Below are 25,929 nucleotides of genomic sequence, written 5' to 3'. Positions count from 1 at the left end.
GCTCAGGCGGACTTCTCGCGGCGCTCGCGGCGGGTGGCCTGGCGCGCGACGATCGTCGGGTTGACGTTCTCGCGGACCGTCTGCTCCGTGATGACGACCTTGGCGACGTCCGAACGGCTCGGGATGTCGTACATCACCGGCAGCAGGACCTCCTCCAGGATCGCGCGCAGCCCGCGCGCGCCCGTGCCCCGCAGGATCGCCTGGTCGGCGATGGCCTCCAACGCGGTCTTGGTGAACTCCAGCTCCACGTTGTCCATCTCGAACAACCGCTTGTACTGCTTCACCAGCGCGTTGCGCGGCTCGGTCAGGATCTGCACCAGCGACGGCTTGTCCAGGTTCGTCACGCTGGCCACCGTGGGCAGCCGGCCGATGAACTCCGGGATCAGCCCGAACTTGATGAGGTCCTCGGGCATCACGTCGGCGAAGTGGTCGGTGGTGTCGATCTTGGCCTTCGAGCGGAGCTCCGCGCCGAAGCCGACGCTGTGCTTGCCGACCCGCTCCTCGACGATCTTCTCCAGCCCGGCGAACGCGCCGGCCACGATGAACAGCACGTTCGTGGTGTCGATCTGGATGAACTCCTGGTGCGGGTGCTTGCGGCCGCCCTGCGGCGGCACGCTCGCGGTGGTGCCCTCCAGGATCTTCAGCAACGCCTGCTGCACGCCCTCGCCGGACACGTCGCGGGTGATCGACGGGTTCTCGCTCTTGCGGGCGATCTTGTCGACCTCGTCGATGTAGATGATCCCGGTCTCGGCGCGCTTCACGTCGTAGTCGGCCGCCTGGATCAGCTTGAGCAGGATGTTCTCGACGTCCTCGCCCACGTAACCGGCCTCGGTCAGCGCCGTCGCGTCGGCGATCGCGAACGGGACGTTGAGCATCTTGGCCAGCGTCTGCGCCAGGTAGGTCTTGCCGCAGCCGGTGGGGCCGAGCATCAGGATGTTGGACTTGGCCAGCTCGACGGCCTCTTCACCACGGCTCTCCCGGCGCTCACCGGCCTGGATGCGCTTGTAGTGGTTGTAGACCGCGACCGACAGGTTCCGCTTCGCCGGGTCCTGCCCGATGACGTACTGGTCGAGGAACTCGTGGATCTCGGCCGGCTTCGGCAGCTCGTCGAGCTTGACCTCGCCCGCCTCGGCCAGTTCCTCCTCGATGATCTCGTTGCAGAGATCGATGCACTCATCGCAGATGTACACGCCGGGGCCGGCGATGAGTTTCTTCACCTGCTTCTGGCTCTTCCCGCAGAAGGAGCACTTCAGCAGGTCGCCGCCGTCACCGATACGTGCCATGACCGCTGACCCCGTCCCCTCCGGCGCGCCGTCCGGTAGCGCGCCTGACCGTATGTGCCTTCGACGGTACCTGGCGTTCCCCGGGTTCGGGGAGACTCACAGTGTCCGCCATTGCCGAGCGTGGTGTGACCAGCACCTCGTCCGGCGTGTCGTGCATGACGGCCGGGCGTGGCGCAACCACCACGCCCGGCCGTCCGCCCCGCCCTCGCGAGCGGAGCCGTGCAATCTCCTTACGCCTTCTGCGTCGAGAGCTTGCGGTAGGGCACGACCTCGTCGATCAGGCCGTACTCGGCGGCCTGGTCCGCGGTCAGGATCTTGTCCCGGTCGATGTCCTCGCGGATCTGGTCCACGGACCGGTTGGTGTGCCGGGCCAGCGTGGTCTCCAGCAGGTCCCGCATCCGCAGCACCTCCGCGGCCTGGATCTCCAGGTCGGAAACCTGGCCCTGGATGCCCTCCACCGAGGGCTGGTGGATCAGCACGCGCGAGTTCGGCAGCGCCTGGCGCTTGCCCTTGGTGCCGGCCGCCAGCAGCACCGCCGCGGCCGAGGCGGCCTGGCCGAGGCAGATGGTGCGCACGTCCGGGCGGACGTACTGGATCGTGTCGTAGATCGCCATCAGCGCGGTGAACGAACCACCGGGCGAGTTGATGTAGATCTGGATCTCGCGGTCCGGGTCGTCGGACTCCAGGAACAGCAGCTGCGCCATCACGTCGTTGGCCGACGCGTCGTCGACCTGGACGCCGAGGAAGATGATGCGCTCCTCGAACAGCTTGTTGTACGGGTTCGACTCCTTGACGCCGTACGCGGTGCGCTCGACGAACGAGGGCAGCACGTAGCGGGACTGCAAAGACTGGTAAGGGTTCACGACGGGTGACTCCTCGTTGCTAGGTCTCGGGCGGGGATGATCAGCTGCTGGGCAGATTAGCGGCGCTCGCCACGTGGTCCACTAGCCCGTACTCGCGGGCCTCCTCCGCGGTGAACCAGCGGTCGCGGTCCGCGTCTTGCATGATCTTCTCCACCGTCTGACCGGTCTGCTCGGCGATCAGCTCGGCCATTTCCTTCTTGTGCCGGGAGAACATCTTGGCCTGGATCTCGATGTCCGAAGCCGTACCGCCGAGGCCGGCCGACGGCTGGTGCATCATGATCCGCGCGTGCGGCAGCGCGAAGCGCTTGCCCTTCGTGCCCGCGGACAGCAAGAACTGCCCCATCGAAGCGGCCATGCCCATCGCCACCGTGGCCACGTCCGGCTTGATCAGCTGCATGGTGTCGTAGATCGCCATGCCCGCCGTCACCGAGCCGCCCGGCGAGTTGATGTAGAGCGAAATGTCCCGTTCCGGGTCCTCCGCGGCCAGCAGCAGCAGCTGCGAGCAGATCTGGTTCGAGATCGAATCCTCGACCTGGGAGCCGAGGACGATGATGCGCTCCCGCAGCAGCCGCTCGTAAACCGAGTCGTTGAGCGAAAGCCCGTTCGTCCCCGTCCGCATGGACGGCGACCGCGCGTCGGACGTCGGAACAGTCAGGTGCTGCGTCACGTCACGTCTCCCTGCCTTCTCCCACAATGGGCCGTTGTCCACCGGGGCCACATCGGCCACTCCGCCCACTTCCACAGTGGACCGGCGCGGCCGACACGTCGGGCGCGGCCCCAGGCGTTGTCCTGCTTCCCTCTCGGGCGATCCGCTACAACCGACCCTAACGAACGTGGGCGGCACCAGCTTCCCAGTACCACCCACGTTCGCTTAGAGCATGCTTTTAAATTGTCCGCCCGAGAGGTCGGTCACTCCGCCTTCGCGGTCTCGGCCACCTCGTCCGACTCGGACTCCTGCGGGCCGAACAGCTCGTCCAGGTCCAGCTCGTTGCCGGCCTCGTCGGTGACGGTGGCCTGGCGCACGACCGAGAACAGCGCCTTGCTGCGGCGCACGTCGGCGTACAGCGAGCCGAGCTGGCCCGACTGCTGCGCCTGCTGCACGAACTGGTCCGGGCTCATCCCGAAGCGCTGCGCTTGGTAGATGATCCGCTGGGTGAGCTCGTCGTCGGAGACCGAGACGTCCTCGGCGTCGGCGATGGTGTCCAGCACCAGCTGGGTCTTGACCGCCTTCTCCGCCTCGGTGCGGGTCTCCGCGTCGAACTCCTCGCGGGTCTTCTCCTGCTGCCCGAGCCATTCCTCGAAGCGCGCCTCGTCGTGGTCGAACGGGTGCACCGCGTCGTGCCGGCGCACCTCGATCTCCGACTCGACGACCTTCTCCGGCAGCGGCACCTCGATGGTCTCCAGCAGCGCGTCCAGGACCTTGTCCCGGGCCTGCATGCCCTGCTGCATCTTCTTGACGCGGCCCAGGCGCTCCCGCAGGTCGGCGACGAGCTCCTCGACGGTGTCGAACTCGCTGGCCATCTGGGCGAACTCGTCGTCGGCCTCGGGCAGCTGGCGCTCCTTGACGGAGTTCAGCACGACCGAAACCTCGGCGTCCTTGCCCGCGTACTCGCCGGCCACCAGCTTCGTGGTGAACGCCTTGGTGTCGCCCTCGCTCGCGCCGATCAGCGCGTCGTCGATGCCCTCGATGAGCTGGCCCGAGCCGATCTCGTAGGACAGGCCGCTGGTCTTGGCGTCCTCGACGTCCTCACCGTCGACGGTGGCGGACAGGTCGATGCTGACGAAGTCGCCTTCCTGCGCGGGGCGCTCGACCCCGGCCAGGGTGCCGAAGCGGGCGCGCAGCGAGTCGAGCTGCTCGGTCACCTCTTCCTCGGTGACCTCGACGTCGTCGACGCTCACCGACAGCTCGCCGAACGCGGGCACGGTGATCTCCGGGCGGACGTCGACCTCGGCGGTGAACGCGATCTCCGCGCCGTCCTCGATCTTGGTCACCTCGATGTCCGGGCGACCGAGGGTGCGCACCTCGCTGCTGTTGACCGCCTCCAGGTACTTGGCCGGGACCGCTTCGTTGACGACCTCGTCGAGCACGGGGCCCCGACCGATGCGGCTCTCCAGCACCCGCGCCGGGACCTTGCCCGGCCGGAAGCCGGGGATGCGGACCTGCTGGGCCAGTGCCTTGTACGCGCGGTCGAAGTTCGGCTTGAGCTCGTCGAACGGCACCTCGACGTTGATCCGGACGCGCGTCGGGCTCAGGTGCTCGACGGTGCTCTTCACGTGGTCTCCTAGTGCGAACGTGCTTGATTCCCGGCGCTGCCAACGGGCGCGGCATACCACCACGTCCAACGATGCCGGGCTGACCTCCGAGTCTATTGCTTCCCGCCGGGGCACACGGCCCGGGGTTGCCACAACCCGCATTGGACAGCCTCACCTAACCATCGGGCGGCCATCCGTGCTTGAGTGGAAACGTGCACCACACCGCAGCCGACGCGGCCACCTGCGCCGCCCTGTCCGAGACGTTCGCCGAGCCGCTGCCCGGCACCGCCGCGGTGGCAGGCAGCTGGCTGTGCCTGGAACAGCGCGGCCCCTGGGGCCACAACGCGCTGGTCCAGAGCCACCTGGACCCCGAGCTGGGACGGGCGCTGTCCGCGCGGACCGACGAGCACGGCGTGCGGATCCAGCTCATCCGGCAGCCCGGCCGGCACGCGGACACCGCCGGCGGCCAGCCGCGCCGGGTGTTCCTCGCGCACACCGCCCCCGGCACCGGCTGGCTGCGGACCACGACCGTCGACAACCCCGTCGACCTGCTCGAACTCGACTTCGGGCGGATCGCCGCCGGCCACCACGACGGCTGGGGCCGACCCGTCGCCGACCCGCTGCTGCTGGTGTGCACCAACGGCCGCCGCGACCGGTGCTGCGCACTGCTCGGCCGCGAACTCATCACCGAACTCGCCGGCCGGCACGACGGCTCGATCTGGGAATCCACGCACACCGGCGGACACCGCTTCGCGCCCGCCGCGGTCCTGCTGCCCAGCGGCTACACCTACGGGCGGCTGACCGCGCCCGCCGCCGAAGCGGTGCTGTCCGCCGCCGCGGCCGGCAAGGTCGTGCTCGACCACTGCCGCGGCCGGTCGTCGTGGACCCGCGCCGGCCAAACCGCCGAACTCGCCGTCCGGGAGCACATCGGCGAATACCTCGCAGACGCCCTGCGCGTCACCGCCGAGGAGAACGGCCAGGTGACGATCGGCCACCAGGACGGCCGCAGCTGGGATGTCGCGGTCCGCGAACACGAACTCGACCCACCGCGCCCCAACAGCTGCGGGAAGAAAGCGGTCCGCCCCACCACCTGCACCGCCGAAACCATCAACGGTCGGCCAACGCACCCGCCGCAGAACCCAACCGCGTGGGCGTCACCGCAGTCATGATCCCGTCCGGCGGCGCCAACTCGGGCGTACCCGACGGCCCCGGCACGCACAACGACACCACGACCAGGAACGCCACGACGGCGCCCAGCACCACGCACACCGCCAAGGCAGGCGGCTGAACGCGGAACCCGGCCACACTCCAATCGCGCACGACGGAGGAATCGGCCGCCCGCGACAGAGCGTTACGAACCACAGCCACCCGCTGCGACGGACGTCACCACGCGCAACCGCCGACGGGCAAAAGAAAACCGGCCACCCACCTGCAGGCGAGCGGCCGGCCGCGACGTCGGGGTGGCGGGATTTGAACCCACGACCCCTCGCACCCAAAGCGAGTGCGCTACCAAACTGCGCCACACCCCGTCCGACGTGCGGCACACCCGGAAGAACCGGGTGCGTTGCGAAGAGCCTATCGCGACCCGCTAAGCTGTGGCACACAAGGTCGCCCAACCCGCGAGGGGCAGGCGAAACCGGCATGCGGGCGTAGCTCAATGGTAGAGCCCCAGTCTTCCAAACTGGCTACGCGGGTTCGATTCCCGTCGCCCGCTCAGAGTTGGGTTTGGTGTGTCTGGTGGCTTCGCCACCCGACCTTTACTCTTCGCCTTTGTCGTGGGGGCCGAGCCCCCCACACCCCCCACGGTGCGGGGTTGTCTCTTCTTTGCTCCTTGCGATTTGGAGCGTTCCCGGCCTGGTTTTCGACCAGCCTTGCCGCTTCGTGGCCGAAGCAGGACATCACCTCCGTCCCTTCCTTGGCAGTCGGTGGTGCCGCTTCGCGGCTGACGTTGGTGTCTTGCCGCTTCGCGGCTGGCGTTGATGGGCCGGCGGGCGGTGATTTCGCGCGAAATCGATGGCTCTTCCTGTCGCGTGCTCTGCCTTCGCCGCCTCTGCGGGTCGGCCTGTGGCGTGGTTCCGGGAGTTCTCTGGCTCGCTCGCTGCTCCCTTCCTGGCTGCTTGGCCGCGGCTTCGGTTGGGGGTTTGTGGTTGTTTGGGTTGTTGGGCGTGATTTTGGGGCTTTTGGGGAATAAAAAGGCTTTGGGTTTTGTCAGGGGGTTCCGGGAGGCTTGGGGCTTGGTCCGGCCCCGACCGCTTTGCGGTCGGGCGGTCGGCTCGTCTGCCGGTGGTCGTCTTCTTCTTTCGATCTTGGGGGTTTTGTGCGGCGGCTCGAATACAAGTGGTTGGTCGGCATCACCTTCGTGCTGGCGCTGATCATGCAGATCCTGGACGTCACCATCCTCAACGTCGCCCTGGCCACCCTGGGGCGGGAGTTCGACGTCGATGCCGCCGCCCTGCAGTGGGTTCTCACCGGCTACATGATCAGCCTCGCCGTCTTCATCCCCTCCTCCGGCTGGATCGCCGACCGGTTCGGCAGCAAGCGGACATTCCAGGCCGCCGTCGTGATCTTCACCTTCGCTTCCGTGCTCTGCGGCATGTCCACCGAGATGTGGCACCTCATCGCCGCCCGGGTGCTCCAGGGCGTCGGCGGCGGCATGCTGGTGCCCGTCGGCCAGGCGATGCTGTTCCGCGCATTCCCGCCCAACGAGCGAGCCAAGGCCGGCGCCGTGCTCTCCATCCCGATCACCGTCGCCCCCATGCTCGGGCCCGTGCTCGGCGGCCTCCTCGTCGAATACGCCAACTGGCGCTGGATCTTCTTCATCAACGTTCCCGTCGGGGCGCTGGCGCTGCTGTTCACCGTTCTCTTCCTGAAGGAGGAGGCGCGTCGCGATCCCGGCCGGTTCGACCTGCCCGGGTTCGTGCTCGCCGGCGCCGGGCTCGCCACGCTGCTCTACGGCCTCGACCAGGGCGCGCAGCTCGGCTGGGGCGAGCCGCAGGTCTGGCTGAGCCTCATCGCCGCGGTGCTGCTCATCGGCGGGCTGGTCTGGCGGGAGCTGACCGTGCGCGCCCCGATGCTCGACCTCCGGCTGCTCACCGACCGGCTGTTCCGCACCGGCAACCTGCTGCTGCTGTGCCAGACCGGCGCGATGTTCGGGGTGCTCTTCCTCATCCCGCTGTACCTGCAGAACCTGCGCGGGGTGTCGCCCATGCACGCCGGGCTCGTGCTGATGCCGCAGGCCATCAGCATGCTGCTGACCACCCAGGTGATCAGCCGGATCTACGGTCGCGTCGGGCCGAAGCGGCTGATCCTGGCCGGGTTCGCCGTGCAGGTCCTGATCGGGATCGGGTTGCAGCTGCAGGGCGTCGACACCTCGCTGTGGTTCCTCGTCGCGTTGCTCGCGGTGCAGGGCGTGGCGATGGGGCTGCTGATGACCCCGGTGCAGACCGCGACCTTCGCCCGGATCTCCGGCCCCTCGATGGGCCAGGCCAGCTCGATGTTCAACGTCAGCAGGCAGGTCGCCACCGCGCTGGGCACCGCGATCGTCGCGACCGTGCTGGTGGTGCTGACCGAACGCGGCATGTCCACAGTGGATCCCGCCGCGGCCGGTCAGGTCGCCGCGGCGCACCTTGGCGCTTACCACGGCGCGTTCCTGGTCTCGGTGGTCTTCGCCGGGCTGGGGTTGCTGCTGGGGCTGGGCGTGCGAGACTCCGACGCGGCGGCCAGCTTGGACGCTCCGGCCGCGAAGGCACGGCAGGGTGAACGCGAGCCCTCGGAAACCGTGAGATAGCTCAAGCTCGCCCCACGCCCGGACCGGCCCGGGCAGTATGTGAGGGGTGACCGACATGCCACACGCCGATCAGGTCCGCAATCACGCCCGCTGGCGCCCGGGCTGGCGCGCCGGGCGCACCGGCTACGCGTGGCTGCTGCCGCTGGCCGACCAACCCGGGCTGCGCAAGCTGGTGAACGACTACCAGTACGCCCTGCGCGACCTGCCGGGCTTCGACCTCGTCCCGCTGGAATGGATGCACATCCTGGTGCAGGAGATCGGTTTCACCGACGAGATCGGCGAAGACCGCATCGAGGCGCTGCTGGCCGCCGCCCGGCCGCGGCTGGCGTCGGTGCTGCCCCTGACCCTGGCGTTCCACCACGCCGTGGTGCTGCCGGAGTCGCTGGCGCTGCCGGCCGAACCGCAGTCGACGGTGCTCGAACTCCGCGCCGCGGTGCGGGAAGCGACCGCCGACGCCATCGGCGAGACGCCGCTGCCCGCGGAGCCCGAGGACGTCGACAAGCACGTGAGCCTCGCCCACTCCACCACGGACGGCCCGGCCATCTTCGCCATCGCCACGCTCAGCGCGACCGCGGTGGAGCCGACCACGGCGAAGGTGCCCTCGCTGTCGCTGGTCAAGCTCAACCGGGACCACTCGTGCTCCGAGTGGGAGACCATCGCCGAGGTCCCGCTCGGCGCCTGACCGAAAACGGGTCGCACGAAAGGCTCGTCGACGGTAGGAACGCCACATGGCGGACCTCACCACGAGAAAACTTTCGGCCGGCGACTACGAGAGCTTCTTCGCGGTGTTCACCGCGGCCTTCCTCGACGACAGCCGGGACCCCGCGATGGAGCGCTACCGCGAGGTCTTCGACACGTCGCTGGCCCACGGGACCTTCGACGGCGACGAGCTGATCGGCGTCGCCGGGCGGTTCGCGCTGGACATCACCGTGCCCGGCCCGGCGCAGTACCCGGTCGCGGCCATCAGCGCGGTCGGGGTCAAGCCGGGCCACCGGCGGCGCGGCGTGCTGACCTCCCTGATGCGCGCCCAGCTCGACGAGCTGCACGACAACGGTTCCGGGCTCGCCGCGCTGTACGCCTCGGAAGGCGCCATCTACGGTCGCTTCGGCTACGGCCTGGCCAGCTGCGAAACCCGCCTGAGCCTGCCCCGCGGCGCCGCATTCCTGTCCACTGTGGACGTCGACGAGCGGAGGGTCCGGGAGGTCGACCGGGAAACCGCGCTGGAATTCGCCAACCGGCGCTACCCGGAGGTGGCCGCCGCCCGGACCGGCTGGCTGTCCCGGGGCGACGGCTCCTGGGAAGTCCGGATGATCGACGACCGCGCCGAGCGCGGCGACCTGGGCCGGGCCCGGTTCGCGCTGCACCCCGACGGCTACGTCATCTACCGGCCCAAGCCCGAGTGGACCTTGCGCGGCCCCGCCTACCAACTGCAGGTGCTGGACCTCGTCGCGGCGACCCCGCAGGCCTACGCCGCGCTGTGGCGGTACCTGCTCGACATCGACCTAGTCGGCGAGGTGAACTGGCCGAAGGCCGCGCTCGACGAGCCGGTGGTGGGCATGCTCGCCGACCCGCGCTCGGCGAGCCGGCAGATCCTCGACGGGCTGTGGGTGCGACTCGTCGACGTCGACCGCGCGCTGCCCGCGCGCCGGTACTCGGCCCCGGTGGACGTCGTGCTCGACATCACCGACCGGTTCTGCCCGTGGAACGCGGGCCGGTGGCGGTTGACCGCCGGCTCCGACGGCGTCGGCAAGCTCGCCCGCACCGACGACCCCGGCCAGCTCGGGCTGGACGTCACCGACCTGGCCGCGGCGTACCTGGGCGGGAACACGCTGGCCGGCTTGGCGCGCTCCGGGCGGATCGCCGAGCTCGACCCCGGTGCGTTGCTCGAAGCCTCCCGCGCGTTCGCCACCGAGGTCGCCCCGCACTGCCCGGAGGGCTTCTGAGCCGACCGCATCCTCGTTCCGGCGGCGTACTGTCGAAATCGACGCGTCCGCCGGAACGGGAGGCCCGGGTGACCGCAACCATCATCATCGTGATCGCCCTCGTGGTGATCGTCGCCGCGGTCTGGTGGTCCCGCCAGAAGGCCGTGGCGCACCAGCAGAATCAGCTGGAGGACGCCAAAGCCGAGGCACGGCGCTGGGTGGAGCGGCTGGGCGGGCAGGTGCTCAACCTGGTCGGCACCAACGAGGCGGCCAAACAGGCCCTCGCCGACGCGGCCGAACGGCACGGGGCGGCGATCTCCCAGCTCGACCAGGCGAACACCGCCGCGCAGGCGCGCTTGACCACGGAGTCCGCGCTGGAAGGCCTGTACTACGTGCGGGCGGCGCGGGTCGCGATGGACATGGATCCGGGCCCGGAGCTGCCCGACCTGTCCGGCCAGCACGGCGCGGGCAAGGTCACCGAGTACCGCGACGTCGAGGTGGAGGGCCGCCACCAGGTGGCGTCGCCGAACCCGACCGAGCAGACACCGCACTACTACCCGGGCGGCACGGTCGCCGGGCGACCGGTGCCGCAGGGCTGGTACAGCGAGCCGTGGTGGAAGCCGGCGCTGGTCGCGGGCGCCTGGGGCGTGGGCTCGTTCGTGCTGATGAGCGCCCTGTTCGGCGGCATGGCGGGAGTCCCGGCGGAAGCCGCGTACGCGGAGGGCTACCAGGACGGCCTGGGAGCCGACGGCGACCAGGGCATCGGCGACCAGGGCATCGACGGCGGAGACCCGGGCGACGCAGGCGGCTTCGACGCCGGCGGCTTCGACATGGGCGGTTTCGACATCTGACGGTTCGGATGCCACCGACGACAACCCGCAGTTTCAATTGAAACAGCGGGAGTTATCCACAGCCTCCCGGCGTGTCGTGGCCCGGCACGCCGGAGAACCGCAATTTCCATTGAAATCGAAGGTTCGATTTCAATGGAAATTGCGCGCCCCCCTGGGAGGGGTGGTGTCAGGTTTCTTGGCAGGTGGGGCACCAGTAGAGCTTGCGGGCCGACAGGTCCGCCATCGCCACCGGCGTTCCGCAGATCAGGCAGGGCATCCCCGCTCGCCGGTAGACGTAGACCTCGCCGCCGTGCCGGTCCTGCCTCGGCGCCCGGCCGGTGACCTCCGGCAGGTGCTCCGGGCGCACCGTGTCGATGCGTCCCACCCGCACCCCGTCGGCCATCAGCTCGACGAGGTCGGCCCAGATCGCCTCCCACTGCTCGCGCCCTAGCGAGCGGCCCGGCGTGTACGGCGGAATCCCGTGCCGGAACAGCACTTCCGCCCGGTAGACGTTGCCGACGCCGGCCAGCACCTTCTGATCCATCAGCAGCGCGGCGATGCTGGTGCGGGAACGCGAGATCCGCTGCCACGCCCGCTCGGGATCGGCGTCGCGGCGCAGCGGGTCCGGCCCCAGCCGACCGCGCAGCGCGGCGACCTCCTCGCCGGTCAGCAGCTCGCACGCGGTGGGCCCGCGCAGGTCCGTCCAATGCGTGCGGCCGACGATGCGCATCCGCACCTGGCCACGGGGCTCGGTCAGCGGGAGCTCGGACTCGGTGAACGTGCCGTACAACCCGAGGTGCACGTGGACGACCCGATCCGGGCCGTACAAGTGGAAAAGGTGCTTGCCGTGCGCCTCGGCCCGCTCGAACACCGAGCCGGTCAGCAGCGAGGCGCTGGTGGCGAACCGCCCCTGCGGGCTGCGCACCTGGACCTCCGTGCCGGCGAACAGGTCGCCGTGCAGCCCGGCGAGCCGGTGCAGCGTGTGGCCTTCAGGCATGTCAACAGTCCGTCCGCGTCAGGCGAGGATCCACAGCACGACCGACTCCACGAGGTAGGCCGCCACGCACCACAGCGCGACGAACAGGCCGCGCCGGACCGGTCGGTCGGGATGCCGGAACACCGCCCCGGCCAGCAGCGAGGCGCACACCGCGAGGACGCCGCCCACGATCAGCCACAGGCCCACCCCGAGCAGGCAGTCGGGTTCGGTGCAGGTCGCGCCGGGGCCGCCGGCGAGGGCGGGCGCGAGCGCGCGCTGCCCGAAGAAGAGCACCAGCACGCCGACCGCGGTTCCCGCCGCCGCCACCAGAGGTGTCAGCAGCGCCGCGGTCGGACGTGCCGGTGCCATGGGATCAGTTGCCGGGCAGGGCCGGGGGCTCGCCGGTCTTCTCGTAGTCGGTGAGCAGGTCGATCCGGCGCTGGTGCCGGCCACCCTCGAAGTCGGTGGTCAGGAACGCCTCGACGATCTGCTCGGCCTCGTCGACGGTGTGCATCCGCGCACCGATGCCGGCCAGCAGCGCGTTGTTGTGCTGCCGGGCGAGCTTCGCGGTCTCGACGCTCCAGGCCAGCGCGGCGCGGGCGCCGGGGACCTTGTTCGCGGCGATCTGCTCGCCGTTGCCGGATCCGCCGAGGACCAGCCCGAGGCTGCCCTCGTCGGCGACGACGCGGCGGGCGGTCTCGACGCAGAACGGCGGGTAGTCGTCCTGGGCGTCGTATTCCGCCGGGCCGATGTCGGTCACGTCGTGACCCTTGTCGGTCAGCCACTTGACGAGGTGGTTCTTGAGTTCGTAGCCGGCATGGTCGGAGCCGATGTAGACGCGCACGCGGGCAGTCTGCCAAACGGCCCACCGCCCCCGCACACCCCGGTTACGCTACCGGCCGTGACCAGCATCGATGTGCACATCGACTGGGCGCTGCCCGGTCTGCGCGCCATGGCGGACCACCCGGTGCTCGTAGTGGTCGACGTCCTGTCCTTCTCGACAGCGGTCGACGTGGCGACGGGCACCGGCGCCCGGGTCATGCCGCTGCGCTGGCAGGACGGGTCGGCACCCGAGGACGTCGTGCTCGCGCGTCCCCGCAGCCTCGACGAGTGGTCGCTGAGCCCGTCGTCGCTTCGTACCCTGACACCGAACGTGCTGCTGGGGCTTCCGTCGCCGAACGGCGCGACGCTGTGCGCCGAGGCCGTCGCAACCGGGGCCACCGTTTTCGCGGGCTGCCTGCGCAACGCGGAGGCCGTGGCCCACGCGGCGGCGCAGGTGGGCGGCCCGATCGGAATCGTCGCTGCCGGGGAGCACCGGGACGACCAGCTTCGCCCGGCGATCGAGGATCTGCTCGGCGCGGGCGCGATCATCTCCGCGTTGCCCGGACGGCGCTCTCCCGAAGCCGAACTGGCCGCGGCAGCGTTCCAGGCCGTGTCGGGCGAGATCGGCGCCATGCTCACCGACTGCGAGTCCGGCCGCGAGCTCGCGGAGTGGGGCTTCGCGCACGACGTCGCGCTGGCCGCCGAGGTCAACTGCAGCGGGCGGGCACCCGTGCTGCGGAACGGGATCCTGACGGCCGGATGAGGCGGCTTCGCGTCCACACAGGACGACCGGGCCAGCTGAGCTGCTTTCGCGCATGATCGTTAGACCATTCGAATTAATGAGCTGATCTGTTCGGCCCATTTGTGCCGCCTGGTGGATCCGAACAGTTTCCCAACACGTCATTCTTTCCGGAACAGGGGGGTTCTGCCGGGGAGGACGCGTGGTTGAAGACATCGGCGCCGCCGAGCGCATGGTCCAGCAGTGGCAGGAACGCGCCGCGGAGAAGGCCGAGAAGTTCGGCCGGATGCAGCAGGAGATCGAGCAGATCGCGGTGACGGAGACCTCCCGCGACGGAGCGATCCAGGTGACCATCGGCTCGAACGGCATCCTGCAGAGCCTGCAGCTCTCCGAGAACGCCAGCAACCGCCCGATGGCGAAGCTCGCCGCCGAGATCATGCGCGCCGTGCAGACCGCGCAGGCGAAGATCCCCGAACTCATGCAGCGCGCGGTCGCCGACACGGTCGGGCTGGAGGACTCCGCCGCACAGCACGTGCTCGGCGAGGCCCGCAAGAACTTCCCGGAACCGCCCGCGGACGAGAACGGACCGCAGGGGCGCGACTCCGGCGTGCCGGAGATGCAGTTCGGGCTGGAAGACGACTACGCGGAACCGCAGCAGCGGCAACAACCTCCGCAACGTCCCGCCACGCCGCCGCCTCCGCAACAGCAGCCGCGGCCATCGCGCCGCCGCCCGGACGACTTCGACGATGACGACTTCAGCGGTGGTTCGTTCCTGCGCTGAGTTCCGCACTGAGGGGAGCCGACGATGGCCGACGAGATGAACGTCGTCATCGAGAACCTGCGATCGCACGCGTCCAAAGTGGATGGTGTCGTCGATCAGCTGAACGTCGCCGTCGACGCGTCGCAGCAGGTGACGATGAACAACGACGCCTACGGGATCCTGTGCCAGCCCTTCGCGCTGATGCTGCAGCCCGTCGAGCAGTACGGCGTCGAGACCCTGCAGAAGGCCGTGGAGGCGATGCAGGACACCGCCGAGAACGTGCGCGGCGCCGCCGAGGACTACCAGTCCACCGACGACGACAACAGCTCGATGTTCAGCGGGATGCAGTGATGGCCGACAATCCGCTCGTCGTAACCGAGGACACCCTCCCGAAGGACCCGAACGAGACGCCCGACAGCTTCAAGGGCGTCGGCATCCTCGAGTCGTACCACGACGTCACCAGCCTCAACGACGAATCCAGCTGGGTGGAGGCGGGGCTCGCCTACGGCGGTGCCGCGATGGAAGTGGCCAGCATGGTCATGGACCCCATCGGCACGCTGGCGTCCTACGGCGTCTCGTTCCTGATCGAACACGTGCAGCCGCTCAAGGAGGCGCTGGACTGGTTCGCCGGCGACCCGGACGGCGTCAAGGCCTACGGCGCGACCTGGCAGAAGGTCTCCGAAGCCGTCAAGCAGGCCGCGGAGGAGTACAACAGCGCCGTCCAGGGCGACACCTCGCAGTGGACCGGCGCCGCCGGTGACGCCTACCGCAAGCACGCCGAGGAGAAGGCCAGCGCGCTCAACGATGCCAGCGAGCTCGCCGGCATCCTGAGCACCGTCGTGACGGTGATGGGCGAGGTCGTCTCGTTCGTCCGCGAATTCGTCCGCGACTTGGTCGCCGACTGCGTCTCGCGGCTGATCACCTACGCGCTGGAAGCGCTGTGCACCTTCGGGCTCGGCACCCCGGTGATCGTCGCCCAGGCGACCGCGTTCATCTCCAAGACCGTCTCGAAGATCAGCGAAGTCGTCCAGAAGCTGGTCAAGACGATCAAGAACGTGGCGCCGAAGATCGCCAAGATGGTCGAGGTCCTGGGCAAGATCCTGAAGAAGCTCGGCAAGGGCATCAAGAAGGTCGTCGACGCCCCCGGCAAGCTCGCCGACAACTTCGCCGAGGGCTCCTGGAAGAAGTTCGACGACGCCTTCGGCACCAACGTCGTCGGCAAGCACAACGCCAGGACGGGCGGCGGCCCGAACATCAGCGGCGACGGCGGGTCCGGCAGCGACGGCGGCTCGGGTTCGGGCAGCGACGGCGGCTCCGGCTCCGGCGGCAACGGTTCCGGGAACGGCTCGGGCTCCGGGTCTGGCGGTAACGGGTCCGGTGGCAACGGATCCGGAAACGGGTCGGGCTCCGGGTCGGGTGGCGACTCCGGTTCCGGCAGCGACTCGGGCTCCGGTAGCGACTCCGGTTCCGGTAGCGACTCCGGTTCCGGCAGCGGCTCGGGCTCCGGTGGCGACGGATCGAACTCCTCCGGCTCCAGCGGAAGCTCCAACTCCGACCCCAGCGGTTCGGGATCCAGCTCGGACGGCTCGGGCTCCGGCGGCGACGGCCGGTCGAGCGGCGGCGATTCCGGCGGCTCGCACTCCGATTCGTCGTCCAGCGGCTCGTCGAGCTCCAGCAGCACGGACTCGGGCGGTTCGCACTCGTCGAGCTCGTCGCCGGACAGCAGCAGGCCGACCTCCTCGCCCGACGGATCCTCGCCGCACTCAGGCGGTTCGAGCAGCAGTTCCTCGCCGGACGGCCCCGGTTCGAGCAGCCACTCCAGCAGCAGCTCCTCACCGGACGGCCCGGGCTCAAGCAGCCACTCCAGCAGCTCCTCGCCCGACACCTCCGGCCCCATCAGCCACTCCAGCAGCAGCTCCTCGCCAGATGGCCCGGGCTCCAGCAGCCACTCCGGGGGCGGGTCCACCGGATCGCCCAGCGGTGGGCACGCGCCGGACAGCCGCAACACCGCTTTCTCCGGCGACCTCTCCGGCAGCCCCAGCGGCGGCTCCAGCCCGCACGGCGGAGGCTCCAGTCCCGACGCGGGTGGCTCGCCGAGCGGCGGCTCCGGCCCGCACGGCGGCGGATCGTCCGGCGGCGGCATGCCTGGTGGCGGCGGGACGCACAGCGGTGGCTCCGGTGGTGGCGGCAGCCACTCGCCGTCGTCCTTCGACCGGCCGAGCAACCCGTCCGGCACGAGCTCGTCCAGTGTGGACGCTCCGGCAGCTCCGCAGACCGCACCATCGCCCAACGCTCCCCGCACCGATCAGCCGAGCGCCGGAGCCCCGGCGGGCGGCGCGATGGGCGGTGGCGCGCACGGCGGTGGGGCCGGCGGCGGTGGCGCCAGCCCGAGCGGCGGCGGAAGCCGTCCGGGTTCCGGAGGCGGCTGGACCGGCACACCGGGCAGCCCCGGCGCGGCCGGACGCCCACCGTCCACTCCGGACGCTGCGCCGCGCCCCACTGCGGCGCCCCGCGGATCGGCGGGACCGGACGCACCGCCCCGCCCGAACGGCGGACCGACCGGCTCTCCCCGACCGACGGGCCCCGACGGCCGCGGGCCGGGAGGCCCCGGCGCGCCGCGCACCGACGCGCCGAACCAGCGCCCCACCGGCCCGAACGGCGGTCCGAGCCAACGCCCCGACGCAGGCGGGCCCGGCTCGAAGCCGGACACCACGAAGACCCCGGACACCACAAAGGCACCGGACACAACGAAGGCACCGGACTCATCCAAGAGCCCGGACCCGACGAAGTCCCCGGACGGCACCAAGTCGCCGGACACGTCCAACCAGCCGGAGTCGAAGGGTCCGGACGCGGACAAGCCGAAGGACGGCGCGGACTCCCAACGCGAGCCCGACACGACGGACAAGCCGAAGGACGGCACCGACTCCCCACAGGAACCGGACGGGCCGGACAAGCCGAAGGACGACGCGGACAAGCCGCACGAGCCGGACGCCGACAAGCCGGAGCCGGGCACGCCCGAGTACGACCAGAAGATCAACGACGGCGCCGACACCCTCGACAACAACCGCACCGATGCGGGGACTTCCGGCCACACCGACCCGAACATGCAGGACCTGGCGCACCGGGTTCCGGACGACGGCAAGCACTTCACCGTCGACGCGCACATGGGCCCGGACGGCCGGATCGACATCGGCGGGCGCAGCTACTCGCCGGACGAGTTCGCCGACGTGCTGCGCCGCTCGGGCTGGGACGGCCAGAGCCCGGTCCGCCTGGTCAGCTGCAACTCCAGCGACTTCGCCGGCGACCTGGCGAAGAAGCTCGGCGTGGACGTCACGGCCCCGCGCGGCCTGGCCTGGACGGACACCAACGGCAACGTCTTCGCCGGCAGCCGAGCCCCGGACGGCGGGCCCACCTGGCCGCCGGACGGCGGCTGGGACACCCACCACCCGGACGGCACGAACTCCCCGGCCAGCGACGACGCCTTCCACCCGTCCCGCGACGGCGAAGACATCGGCGACCGCCCCGACGACGCCGAAGCGCGCGGGGACCAGGAGACGCTCAGCGAAGAGGAGATCGACAAGCGCAAGGCGGCCCTGGACAAACCTCCCCACGACAACAAGTACTACCTCTACGGCGGTGGGCACGAAGCACGTCTGCGCGATGGCCAAAGCGGACCGCCGTTGCGATGGGACGAGAACTCCAACGACTGGGTCCAGCGCGAAGGCACGCTCGAACCGACGCCCGACACGCCTGATCACCTCAGGGACGACCACACGTACATGCGCTGGGTCTACGAGGGTGACCGCCCGGCCATCTCGGATGCGACCAAGCAGAGCGTCTACCAGAACACCGAGATGAACCCCGATGGTTCGTACAAGTGCGCAGCGTCCGCCAAGCCCATCCCGGTGGCCGAGGACGGCGCCGGAAAGCCGCAGTTCTACGAACGCACCGGGACGCCGCCGCAGCTCAAGGAAACGACCCCGCCGGACTGGTACACGCGCGGGGAGGAGCCTCCGTCGCCACCGCACGACAAGTTCACCGTCCCGAAGCAGGAAGAGGTGGACGGCAAGGTCCGAAGCGTGGCGGACATGGGCCACCAGCCGGAGTACGAGTACTGGCGGCAGCGGGAGTTCGCGATCCACCACGACGTGACTCGCGACCAGTACAAGTCGATGTACGACCACCCCGACCACTACCGCCTCGAACTCAAGTCGGAGAACCAGAAGCACAGCCACGAATCGACGGCACCGGGCTTCGGCAAGTACCCGCAACTGTTCGAGAGGCATTTCGGCGACCAGCAGCTGCGACCGATCTCCGCCACTCCCGTCGATCCGCAAACGATCGTCAAGGGAGGACCGAAGCTCGGGGACCCCCGCCGCTGATACGGTCCTGAAACGCTCGCCGGGAAAGCCGCATACTTCCAGGAAGAGGAGCACCTGTGACGAACGCCCAGCAGCCCCCCGAGCTGCTCGACCACCTCGAGCAGCGCCTCGGGCAGGTTCAACGGATCGAGTCGGCGCAGTCGGACCGCGGCAACCGCGGCTACGACCTGACCTTCTACCAGAACGAGGAGCCGCCGGTCACCACCGTGGTCACCAACGGCCTGCGGTTCCAGAAGGTCACCTCGATGCTCCCCGAGGAGCTGGTCTGCTCGCTGCGTTCCGACCAGCAGCACATCGCGCACTACCTCACCGACTCGATCGCCTCGTTGATCATCAAGAACGAGCGGGGCATGGAGTACGGATCGGTTTTCGAGAACGACCAGCCGATCATCGAGGGCACCGAGATCGTCGGCGTGATCGCGCACACCAGCCCGATGTTCGACGAAGCGTTCAACCTCTACCCGGACAGCACCACGCCCCAGCTGCAGATCATCACCTTGGTTCCGGTCACCAAACCCGAGATCAATTTCGTGGGGCGAGAAGGCGCCGACATGCTCTTCGAGGTCTTCCACCTGAACAGGACGAACATCCTGGACGTGCATCGCCAATCGGCCGTCTAGCCACGGCCGCGCGATCAACGAGGTCGCCCATCCGGCCCGGCAACCCTCGGCCACTCGCAGCGACCGAGGGAGCCCTCAGGGCCGGACTACGCCGTCCTGCCCAGGTGGTCGGCCGTTCGGGTCGTTTCCGGCAGGCGGTACTCCGGTGACAGGCGGAGCACCAGGTCGCAGGCCCCGTCGAGGGTGTAGCGGTGGCCGACGGAGACGAACACCGGCTTGACGCCCCGCTGCGTCCGCAACGCCCGGCCGACGACTTCGTCGTCCATCTTCAGCGGCGACCACGCCCCGCGCGCCTCGCCCGGCGGCTCGTAGCGGCCCATCGCCGTCTTGCCGACCCCGATGCTCGGGAGGTCGGTCAGCACGCCCAGGTGGCAGGCCAGCCCGAAGCGGCGCGGGTGGGCGAGGCCCTGCCCGTCGCACACCAGGACGTCCGGCACAACCGACAGCTCGGACAAGGCCCGGAGCAACGACGGCGCTTCGCGAAACGCGAACAGTCCTGGAACATAAGGAAAATCGGTCTCACCGCGCACGACGACACTGTCCACAACGGACAGCGTCGCCACATCGACGACCGTTACCGCCGCGACCAGGCGCCCCGAGTCGTCGCGGTAGGCGACGTCCAGGCCCGCCGCCGTGCGCACCTCCGCGGGCTCGCCGTCGAAGCGCACGAGCGGACGCAGCTTCTCCTGGATCGCAATGGCCTCGGCTTCCGTCGAGGGCCAGGGGTGCGGCTCACGAACTCGGATCACGCACCCGATGCTAGGGCAGGTCCGTGAGTGCTTCGGGTGCTACAGCGCCCCGAAGCACTCACGAGTGCCGTCAGCGCTGGATGGACTTGGTTTCGAGGAACTCCTCGATGCCGTGGCGGCCGAACTCGCGGCCGTTGCCCGACTGCTTGTAGCCGCCGAACGGGGCGTTGGGGTTGAAGCGGCCGCCGTTGACGTCGACCTGACCCGTCCGCAGCCGCCGGGCCACCGCCAGGGCTCGCTCGTCCGAACCGAACACCGCGCCCGCCAGGCCGTAGTCGGTGCCGTTGGCGATCCGCACGGCCTCGTCCTCGTCCCGGTACGGCAGGATCGACAGCACCGGGCCGAAGATCTCCTCCTGCGCGATGGTCATCTCCGGCGTCACCCCGGCGAACACCGTCGGCCGCACGAAGAAGCCCTTCTCCAGGCCCTCCGGACGCTCCGGCCCGCCGGCGACGAGCTTCGCGCCTTCCTCGATGCCCTTGCGGATGTAGTCCACGACGCGGTCCCGCTGCGCCTCCGAAACCATCGGTCCGATCCGGGTGGACTCGTCGGTGGGGTCGCCGACGGCGTACTTCGCGGCCGCCGCGACGGCCAGCTCCACCGCCTCGGCCAGCCGCGACTCCGGCACCAGCATGCGGCTCAGCGCGTTGCAGCTCTGGCCGCCGTTCGGGAAGCAGCCGGCGACGCCGAGCTTCACGGCCTTGGCCAGGTCGGCGTCGTCGAGCACCACGTTCGCCGACTTGCCGCCGAGTTCCAGCGCCACCCGCTTCACCGTCTGCGCGGCCACCTCCGACACACGCCGGCCGGCCCGGGTGGAGCCGGTGAAGGACACCATGTCGACGCCCGGGTGCGCCGCCAGCGCCTCGCCGACCACCGGCCCGGTGCCGTGCACCAGGTTGAACACGCCCGCCGGCACGCCCGCGTCCGCGACGATCTCGGCGAAGATCGCGGCCGTCAGCGGCGCCACCTCGCTGGGCTTGAGCACCACGGTGCAGCCGACCGCTAGCGCGGGCACCACCTTGGCGACGATCTGGTGCAGCGGGTAGTTCCACGGCGTGATCGCGGCGACCACGCCGATCGGCTCCCGCACGATCAGCGAGTTGCCGACCTCCTCGGTCCAGGCGAAGCCGTTCTCCAGCACGTCGGCGATCCCGGCCGAGGTCGCCACCGGGACGCTCGCGTGCACCTGGGTGGCGAACTTGATCGGCGAGCCCATCTCGGCGGTCACCGTCGCGGCGATCTCATCGCGGCGCTCGGCGATCCCCGCGGAGATCCGCCGGGCCACCGCGATGCGCTCCGCGAGCGGCGTGCCCGACCAGCCGTCGAAGGCGGCCCGGGCCGCGGCCACCGCAGCGTCCACATCGGACGACGTGCCAGCCGGTACCGAGCCGATCACCTCCTCGGTGGCCGGGTTGAGCACCTCGATCCGCGCCTCGCCGCCCTCGACGTGAACACCGCCGATGATGTGGCCGGTGTGCGCCATGAAGCCTCCCTGGTCCAACGCAGCAGACATCACAGCGAGCCTGTCACAACAAGCAAACCCCGGGAAACCGCGAAAGGCTGGTGATCAGTCGAACCTGGGCGACTCGGTGCGGGTCCGCTTGAGCTCGAAGAAGTACGGGTAGCTGGCCAGCGCGAGCGCCCCGTCGAACAGCTTCGCCGCCTCCTCGCCGCGCGGGATGCGCGTGATCACCGGGCCGAAGAACGCCACGCCGTCGACGTGGATGGTCGGGGTGCCGACCTCGTCGCCCACCGGGTCCATGCCCGCGTGGTGGCTGGCGCGCAGTTCCTCGTCGTACTCGGTGCTGCCGGCCGCCTCAGCCAGCGACGCGGGCAGGCCGACCTCCGCCAGCGATTCGGCGATCACCTGGTCGAAATCCTTGTTGCCCTGGTCGTGCAGCCGGGTGCCCATCGCGGTGTAGAGCGGCGACAGCACCTCGTCGCCGTGGTGCTTGGCCGCGGCGATGGCCACCCGCACCGGGCCCCACGCCGTGTCCAGCAGCTCCCGGTACTCCTCCGGCAGGTCGCGACCCTCGTTGAGCACCGACAGGCTCATCACGCGGAAGTTCAGGTCGATGTCGCGGACCTCGGCGACCTCCAGGATCCAGCGCGAGGACACCCAGGCGAACGGGCACACCGGGTCGAAGTAGAAGTCGACCCTGGGTCGGGCAGCGGCGGTCATCAAGCCTCCAACGTTCGAGAAGTAGCGGGCGCGTTCCAGCGCGCCCCGTCATGGGTACCAACCCCGGTAGAGCCGTTTGTCTTCCCGCTCGGACCGACACGCCGACGGGGGAGCCTGACCCGCCCGGCGGCACGCCCGCACGCGGACGTGATTTGATGCCTGCGCCAGGTACGCCAGGCGTGCCTGGTCTGACTAGTCCCCGACGAGCAACGAGGTGATCCGTGGCCCCGCCGAACCTCACCCGCGAACAGGCCGAGCAGCGCGCGGCCCTGCTGGAGGTCCAGTCGTACGTGATCGAACTGGATCTCACTGCCGGCGCGGGTGGGCCGGACGTGGAGACGTTCGGTTCCACCACAACGGTGCGGTTCCGCAGCAACCAGGCGGGCGCCGACAGCTGGATCGACCTGGTGGCCGACCGGGTCCGCAGCGCCGTCCTCAACGGAGTCGAGCTCGACGTCTCCGACTACGACGAGTCCACCGGCATCCGGCTGCCGAACCTGGCCGCCGACAACGAGCTCGTGGTGCGCGCCGACTGCGCCTACACCAACACGGGCGAGGGCCTGCACCGCTTCATCGACCCGGTCGACGGCGGCGTGTACCTCTACAGCCAGTTCGAAACCGCCGACGCGAAGCGGATGTTCACCTGCTTCGACCAGCCCGACCTGAAGGCCACCTACCAGATCACGGTGGACGCGCCGGAGTCGTGGAAGGTCATCTCCAACGCCACCGCCGAGGTCACCGGCTCGGCGAACGGCAAGCGGCACGAATTCGCCACCACCAAGCCGATGTCGACCTACCTGGTGGCGCTGGTGGCCGGGCCGTACGCCGAGTGGCGCGACGTCTTCCCCGGCGGCGACGGCCAGGACGAGATCCCGCTGGGCATCTACTGCCGCGCCTCGCTGGCCGAGCACCTCGACGCGGAGCGGCTGTTCACCGAGACCAAGCAGGGCTTCGGCTTCTTCCACAAGGCGTTCGGGGTGCCCTACCCGTTCGGCAAGTACGACCAGTGCTTCGTGCCGGAGTTCAACGCGGGCGCGATGGAGAACGCCGGCTGCGTGACGTTCCTGGAGGACTACGTCTTCCGGTCGAAGGTCACCGGCTACCTCTACGAGCGGCGCTGCGAGACGGTGCTGCACGAGATGGCGCACATGTGGTTCGGCGACCTGGTCACCATGCGCTGGTGGGACGACCTGTGGCTCAACGAGTCGTTCGCGACCTGGGCCAGCGTCCTCGCGCAGGTCGGCGCGACCCAGTACGACCACGCCTGGACCACGTTCGCCAGCGTGGAGAAGTCCTGGGCGTACCGCCAGGACCAGCTGCCGTCGACCCACCCGGTGGCCGCCGACATCCAGGACCTGCAGGCCGTGGAGGTCAACTTCGACGGCATCACCTACGCCAAGGGCGCCTCGGTCCTCAAGCAGCTGGTCGCCTACGTGGGCCTGGACAACTTCCTGGCCGGGCTGCGGGTCTACTTCAACCGGCACGCCTGGGGCAACGCGACCCTCAACGACCTGCTGCGGGCGCTGGAGGAGGCCTCCGGCCGCGACCTGTCGTGGTGGAGCGCGCAGTGGCTGGAGACCACCGGCCTGAACATGCTGCGGCCGCGGTTCACCACCGACGACGAGGGCCGGTTCACCTCGTTCGAGGTCGTGCAGAACGGCGCCCGGCCCGGCGCGGGCGAGCTGCGCACGCACCGGCTGGCGATCGGCATCTACGACGACGAGGGCGGCAAGCTGGTGCGCAAGCACCGCGTCGAGCTCGACGTCACCGGCGAGCGCACCGAGGTCCCCGACCTGGTCGGCGTGCACCGGGGCAAGCTCGTGCTGGTCAACGACGACGACCTGACCTACTGCTCGCTGCGCTTCGACCCGGAGTCGCTGGCCTCGCTGATCGACCGGATCGGCGACATCGACGAGTCGCTGCCGCGGGCGCTGTGCTGGTCCACCGCCTGGGAGATGACCCGCGAGGCGGAACTGAAGGCGCGCGACTTCGTGACGCTGGTGCTGGGCGCGTCCGTGGACGGCGGCATCGGCGCCGAGAGCGAGATCGGCGTGGTGCAGCGGGTGCTGCTGCAGACCCAGACCGCGCTCGCGTCCTATGTGGACCCGTCGTGGCAGGGCGAGGGCTGGCGGCGGTTCTCCGGCCGGCTCTTCGAGCTCGCCCGCGCCGCCGAGCCCGGCTCGGACCACCAGCTGGCGTTCGTCAACTCGCTGGCCGGCTCGGTGCTCTCCGCCGAGCAGGTCGCCGAGCTGCGCGGCTGGCTGGACGGCTCGGCGCCGCTGGCCGGGCTGGCCGTCGACACCGACCTGCGCTGGCAGCTGCTGCAGGCGCTGGTCGCGCACGGCGCGGCCGGTGAGGCCGAGATCGACGCGGAGCTGGAGAAGGACCAGACCGCGACGGGCCGGCGGCGCGCGGAACGGGCGCGGGCGCTGATCCCGACCGCCGAGTCCAAGGAGAAGGCCTGGCAGCGGGCCGTCCACGACGACCAGCTGCCGAACGCGGTCAGCGACTCGATCATCGCGGGCTTCCAGCACCCGGCCCAGCGCGAGCTGCTGGCGCCGTACGTGCGGCGCTACTTCGACGAGATCGACGAGGTCTGGCAGCGCCGCTCCAGCGAGCGGGCCCAGCCGACGGTGATCGGGCTGTTCCCGTCGTGGGCGGTCACCGACGACACGGTCGCGGCCTCGGACGCCTGGCTGGCCGGCGAGCACCCGTCGGCACTGCACCGCCTGGTCTCGGAGGGCCGCGCGGGCATCGTGCGCGCACTGGCGGCCCGGGAGTTCGACCGCTCCTGAGCCGATCGGTCGAGGGGCACCGGCGACTTGAACTGGTCGCCGGTGCCCCTTTCGCGTTGGGCGAGCTTCCGTGTCGAGTGAACACGAATCGTGTCGAAATGGACACGGCGAGTAAGATTTCGTTGTTCTGCCCGACGTGAGGGGGCGTCGATGCCCGAGCTGATCACCGCCATCGCCCAGCTGCTGTGGCCGTTGATCGCGCTGCTGGCGATCGTGGTGTTCCGGCGCGCCATCGGGCGGGTGCTGCGCACCGCCGAGAAGCGGGAGCTGGAGTTCGAGATCGGCGGCCAGAAGCTCACCATGCACGAGCTCAACGATCAGCAGACCGAGATGATCCAGGACCTGCAGCGGCAGCTGAGCATGCTCAGCAAGGAGCTGGCGGACCGCGACCGGGTCGGCATCCCGGCGGAAACCCCGCAGCCGCTCCCGGTTCCGGCCCTGCCCGAGGCGCCCGAGATCTCCGGCAACGGCGACGGCCACATCGAGGACGAGGTGCCGCCGGCCGGTTCGGAACCGCTCGCGGTGCTGTGGGTCTCGGAGAAGCCGGAGGCGCACGCGATCCTGGCGGAGCAGCTGAGGGACAACGGCGTGCGGGTGACGATGACGACGAACAACGACGCGGCGCTGGCGGAGCTCTCACAACGCCAGTACCGGTTGATCGTGGAGGACATGGGCCGCAAGGAGAACGGCCGGTGGCGCCCCGATGCGGGCCTCGCGCTGCTGCGCGAACTGCGCGACCTGGGCGTGGACACCCCGGTGATCGTGTACAGCACCCAGCGCGCCCAGCAGCAGTACGGCGACCAAGCGCGACGGCTGGGAGCGGTCGGCACGACGTCGTCGGCCTACGAGATGTTCCAGAACCTCCAGAGCTTCGACCTGCTCTGAGCCTTCAACGGACGACGGGGCCGTGAATCCCCTGGGGCCGCTGCAGCGACCAGAAGACTCACGGCCCCGTACCTGAAGATC

At 69.9% G+C, this 25,929-nt stretch carries 23 protein-coding genes and 2 tRNA genes; 14 read left to right on the top strand and 11 right to left on the bottom strand.

The genetic code is table 11. The features are described 5' to 3' along the window. Positions 1-2 precede the first annotated feature (2 nt). From clpX to tig, 4 genes are all read right to left on the bottom strand, one after another. Positions 3-1,283, bottom strand: coding sequence for an ATP-dependent Clp protease ATP-binding subunit ClpX (clpX, locus tag AC07FN_RS00720; protein WP_132489213.1), 1,281 nt, complete (start codon positions 1,281-1,283; stop codon positions 3-5). Between the two features lie 230 nt (positions 1,284-1,513). Further along, complete coding sequence (locus AC07FN_RS00715) at positions 1,514-2,146, bottom strand: ATP-dependent Clp protease proteolytic subunit (protein WP_452612117.1); 633 nt, start codon at positions 2,144-2,146, stop codon at positions 1,514-1,516. Positions 2,147-2,186: 40 nt separating this feature from the next. Then, positions 2,187-2,813, bottom strand: a complete 627-nt coding sequence (locus tag AC07FN_RS00710; RefSeq protein WP_452612118.1) for an ATP-dependent Clp protease proteolytic subunit — start codon at positions 2,811-2,813, stop codon at positions 2,187-2,189. A gap of 242 nt (positions 2,814-3,055) precedes the next feature. Next, entirely contained in the window at positions 3,056-4,420 is a 1,365-nt protein-coding gene (gene tig, locus AC07FN_RS00705; RefSeq protein ID WP_478393722.1) for a trigger factor, read from the bottom strand. 191 nt (positions 4,421-4,611) lie between these two features. On the opposite strand from tig, the gene AC07FN_RS00700 reads away from it, so the two are divergent. Next, entirely contained in the window at positions 4,612-5,568 is a 957-nt protein-coding gene (locus tag AC07FN_RS00700) for a sucrase ferredoxin (RefSeq protein WP_478393721.1), read from the top strand. Continuing rightward, complete coding sequence (locus tag AC07FN_RS00695) at positions 5,547-5,687, top strand: hypothetical protein (RefSeq protein WP_452612121.1); 141 nt, start codon at positions 5,547-5,549, stop codon at positions 5,685-5,687. The genes AC07FN_RS00700 and AC07FN_RS00695 overlap by 22 nt, the downstream gene beginning before the upstream one ends. 167 nt (positions 5,688-5,854) lie before the next feature. Here AC07FN_RS00695 and AC07FN_RS00690 read toward each other — a convergent pair. Continuing rightward, positions 5,855-5,928: transfer RNA gene (locus tag AC07FN_RS00690), tRNA-Pro, on the bottom strand. Between the two features lie 114 nt (positions 5,929-6,042). Here AC07FN_RS00690 and AC07FN_RS00685 point away from each other — a divergent pair. The 5 genes from AC07FN_RS00685 (at position 6,043) to AC07FN_RS00665 (ending at position 10,959) form a co-directional block, all read left to right on the top strand. Continuing rightward, positions 6,043-6,113: transfer RNA gene (locus tag AC07FN_RS00685), tRNA-Gly, on the top strand. A gap of 603 nt (positions 6,114-6,716) precedes the next feature. Continuing rightward, positions 6,717-8,186, top strand: a complete 1,470-nt coding sequence (locus tag AC07FN_RS00680; protein WP_478393720.1) for a DHA2 family efflux MFS transporter permease subunit — start codon at positions 6,717-6,719, stop codon at positions 8,184-8,186. 55 nt (positions 8,187-8,241) lie between these two features. After that, on the top strand, positions 8,242-8,868 hold the full coding sequence (locus tag AC07FN_RS00675; protein ID WP_478393872.1) for a 2'-5' RNA ligase family protein: 627 nt from the start codon (positions 8,242-8,244) through the stop codon (positions 8,866-8,868). 46 nt (positions 8,869-8,914) lie between these two features. Further along, entirely contained in the window at positions 8,915-10,129 is a 1,215-nt protein-coding gene (locus AC07FN_RS00670; protein WP_478393719.1) for a GNAT family N-acetyltransferase, read from the top strand. 68 nt (positions 10,130-10,197) lie between these two features. Next, a complete protein-coding gene (locus AC07FN_RS00665; protein WP_478393718.1) occupies positions 10,198-10,959 on the top strand; it encodes a hypothetical protein in 762 nt (253 codons plus the stop codon). A gap of 166 nt (positions 10,960-11,125) precedes the next feature. On the opposite strand, the gene AC07FN_RS00660 is transcribed toward AC07FN_RS00665, so the two are convergent. From AC07FN_RS00660 to AC07FN_RS00650, 3 genes are read right to left on the bottom strand one after another with little or no spacing between them, the layout of a single operon-like run. After that, complete coding sequence (locus AC07FN_RS00660; protein WP_478393717.1) at positions 11,126-11,935, bottom strand: Fpg/Nei family DNA glycosylase; 810 nt, start codon at positions 11,933-11,935, stop codon at positions 11,126-11,128. Between the two features lie 18 nt (positions 11,936-11,953). Further along, the gene (locus tag AC07FN_RS00655; protein WP_478393716.1) at positions 11,954-12,283 is read right to left on the bottom strand and encodes a hypothetical protein; all 330 of its coding nucleotides are present in this window, start codon (positions 12,281-12,283) and stop codon (positions 11,954-11,956) included. A gap of 4 nt (positions 12,284-12,287) precedes the next feature. Then, positions 12,288-12,758 carry a ribose-5-phosphate isomerase gene (locus AC07FN_RS00650; protein ID WP_093275003.1) on the bottom strand — a complete coding sequence of 157 codons (471 nt, stop codon included), beginning with the start codon at positions 12,756-12,758 and terminating at the stop codon, positions 12,288-12,290. 57 nt (positions 12,759-12,815) lie between these two features. Between AC07FN_RS00650 and AC07FN_RS00645 the strand changes: the two genes are divergently transcribed. From AC07FN_RS00645 to AC07FN_RS00625, 5 genes are all read left to right on the top strand, one after another. Beyond that, entirely contained in the window at positions 12,816-13,499 is a 684-nt protein-coding gene (locus AC07FN_RS00645) for a 2-phosphosulfolactate phosphatase (RefSeq protein WP_478393715.1), read from the top strand. Positions 13,500-13,677: 178 nt separating this feature from the next. Beyond that, positions 13,678-14,256, top strand: a complete 579-nt coding sequence (locus AC07FN_RS00640) for a YbaB/EbfC family nucleoid-associated protein (RefSeq protein WP_478393714.1) — start codon at positions 13,678-13,680, stop codon at positions 14,254-14,256. A 24-nt stretch (positions 14,257-14,280) separates the two neighbouring features. Further along, positions 14,281-14,586 carry an ESX-1 secretion-associated protein gene (locus AC07FN_RS00635; RefSeq protein WP_358576612.1) on the top strand — a complete coding sequence of 102 codons (306 nt, stop codon included), beginning with the start codon at positions 14,281-14,283 and terminating at the stop codon, positions 14,584-14,586. Further along, positions 14,586-18,617, top strand: coding sequence for a GH-E family nuclease (locus AC07FN_RS00630; protein ID WP_478393713.1), 4,032 nt, complete (start codon positions 14,586-14,588; stop codon positions 18,615-18,617). The genes AC07FN_RS00635 and AC07FN_RS00630 overlap by 1 nt, the downstream gene beginning before the upstream one ends. Positions 18,618-18,673: 56 nt before the next feature. Continuing rightward, positions 18,674-19,237, top strand: a complete 564-nt coding sequence (locus tag AC07FN_RS00625) for a suppressor of fused domain protein (RefSeq protein ID WP_478393712.1) — start codon at positions 18,674-18,676, stop codon at positions 19,235-19,237. Between the two features lie 86 nt (positions 19,238-19,323). Here AC07FN_RS00625 and AC07FN_RS00620 read toward each other — a convergent pair whose 3' ends face one another. From AC07FN_RS00620 to AC07FN_RS00610, 3 genes are all read right to left on the bottom strand, one after another. Further along, entirely contained in the window at positions 19,324-19,983 is a 660-nt protein-coding gene (locus tag AC07FN_RS00620; protein ID WP_478393871.1) for an endonuclease V, read from the bottom strand. Between the two features lie 73 nt (positions 19,984-20,056). After that, positions 20,057-21,499: an aldehyde dehydrogenase family protein gene (locus AC07FN_RS00615; RefSeq protein WP_478393711.1), complete on the bottom strand. Its 1,443-nt coding sequence runs from the start codon at positions 21,497-21,499 to the stop codon at positions 20,057-20,059. 54 nt (positions 21,500-21,553) lie between these two features. Next, entirely contained in the window at positions 21,554-22,168 is a 615-nt protein-coding gene (locus AC07FN_RS00610; RefSeq protein ID WP_358576296.1) for a mycothiol-dependent nitroreductase Rv2466c family protein, read from the bottom strand. Positions 22,169-22,389: 221 nt separating this feature from the next. Here AC07FN_RS00610 and pepN point away from each other — a divergent pair, with 221 nt between their 5' ends. Both pepN and AC07FN_RS00600 read left to right on the top strand, forming a co-directional pair. After that, complete coding sequence (gene pepN, locus AC07FN_RS00605; protein WP_452612134.1) at positions 22,390-24,963, top strand: aminopeptidase N; 2,574 nt, start codon at positions 22,390-22,392, stop codon at positions 24,961-24,963. A gap of 150 nt (positions 24,964-25,113) precedes the next feature. Further along, complete coding sequence (locus tag AC07FN_RS00600) at positions 25,114-25,848, top strand: response regulator (RefSeq protein ID WP_478393710.1); 735 nt, start codon at positions 25,114-25,116, stop codon at positions 25,846-25,848. The last annotated feature ends 81 nt before the right edge of the window (positions 25,849-25,929 follow it).

The sequence above is a fragment of the Saccharopolyspora sp. NPDC045941 genome (assembly GCF_056431445.1).
The sequence above is the reverse complement of the archived record's forward strand: the minus strand, read 5'-3'. Positions and strand labels throughout refer to the sequence as shown.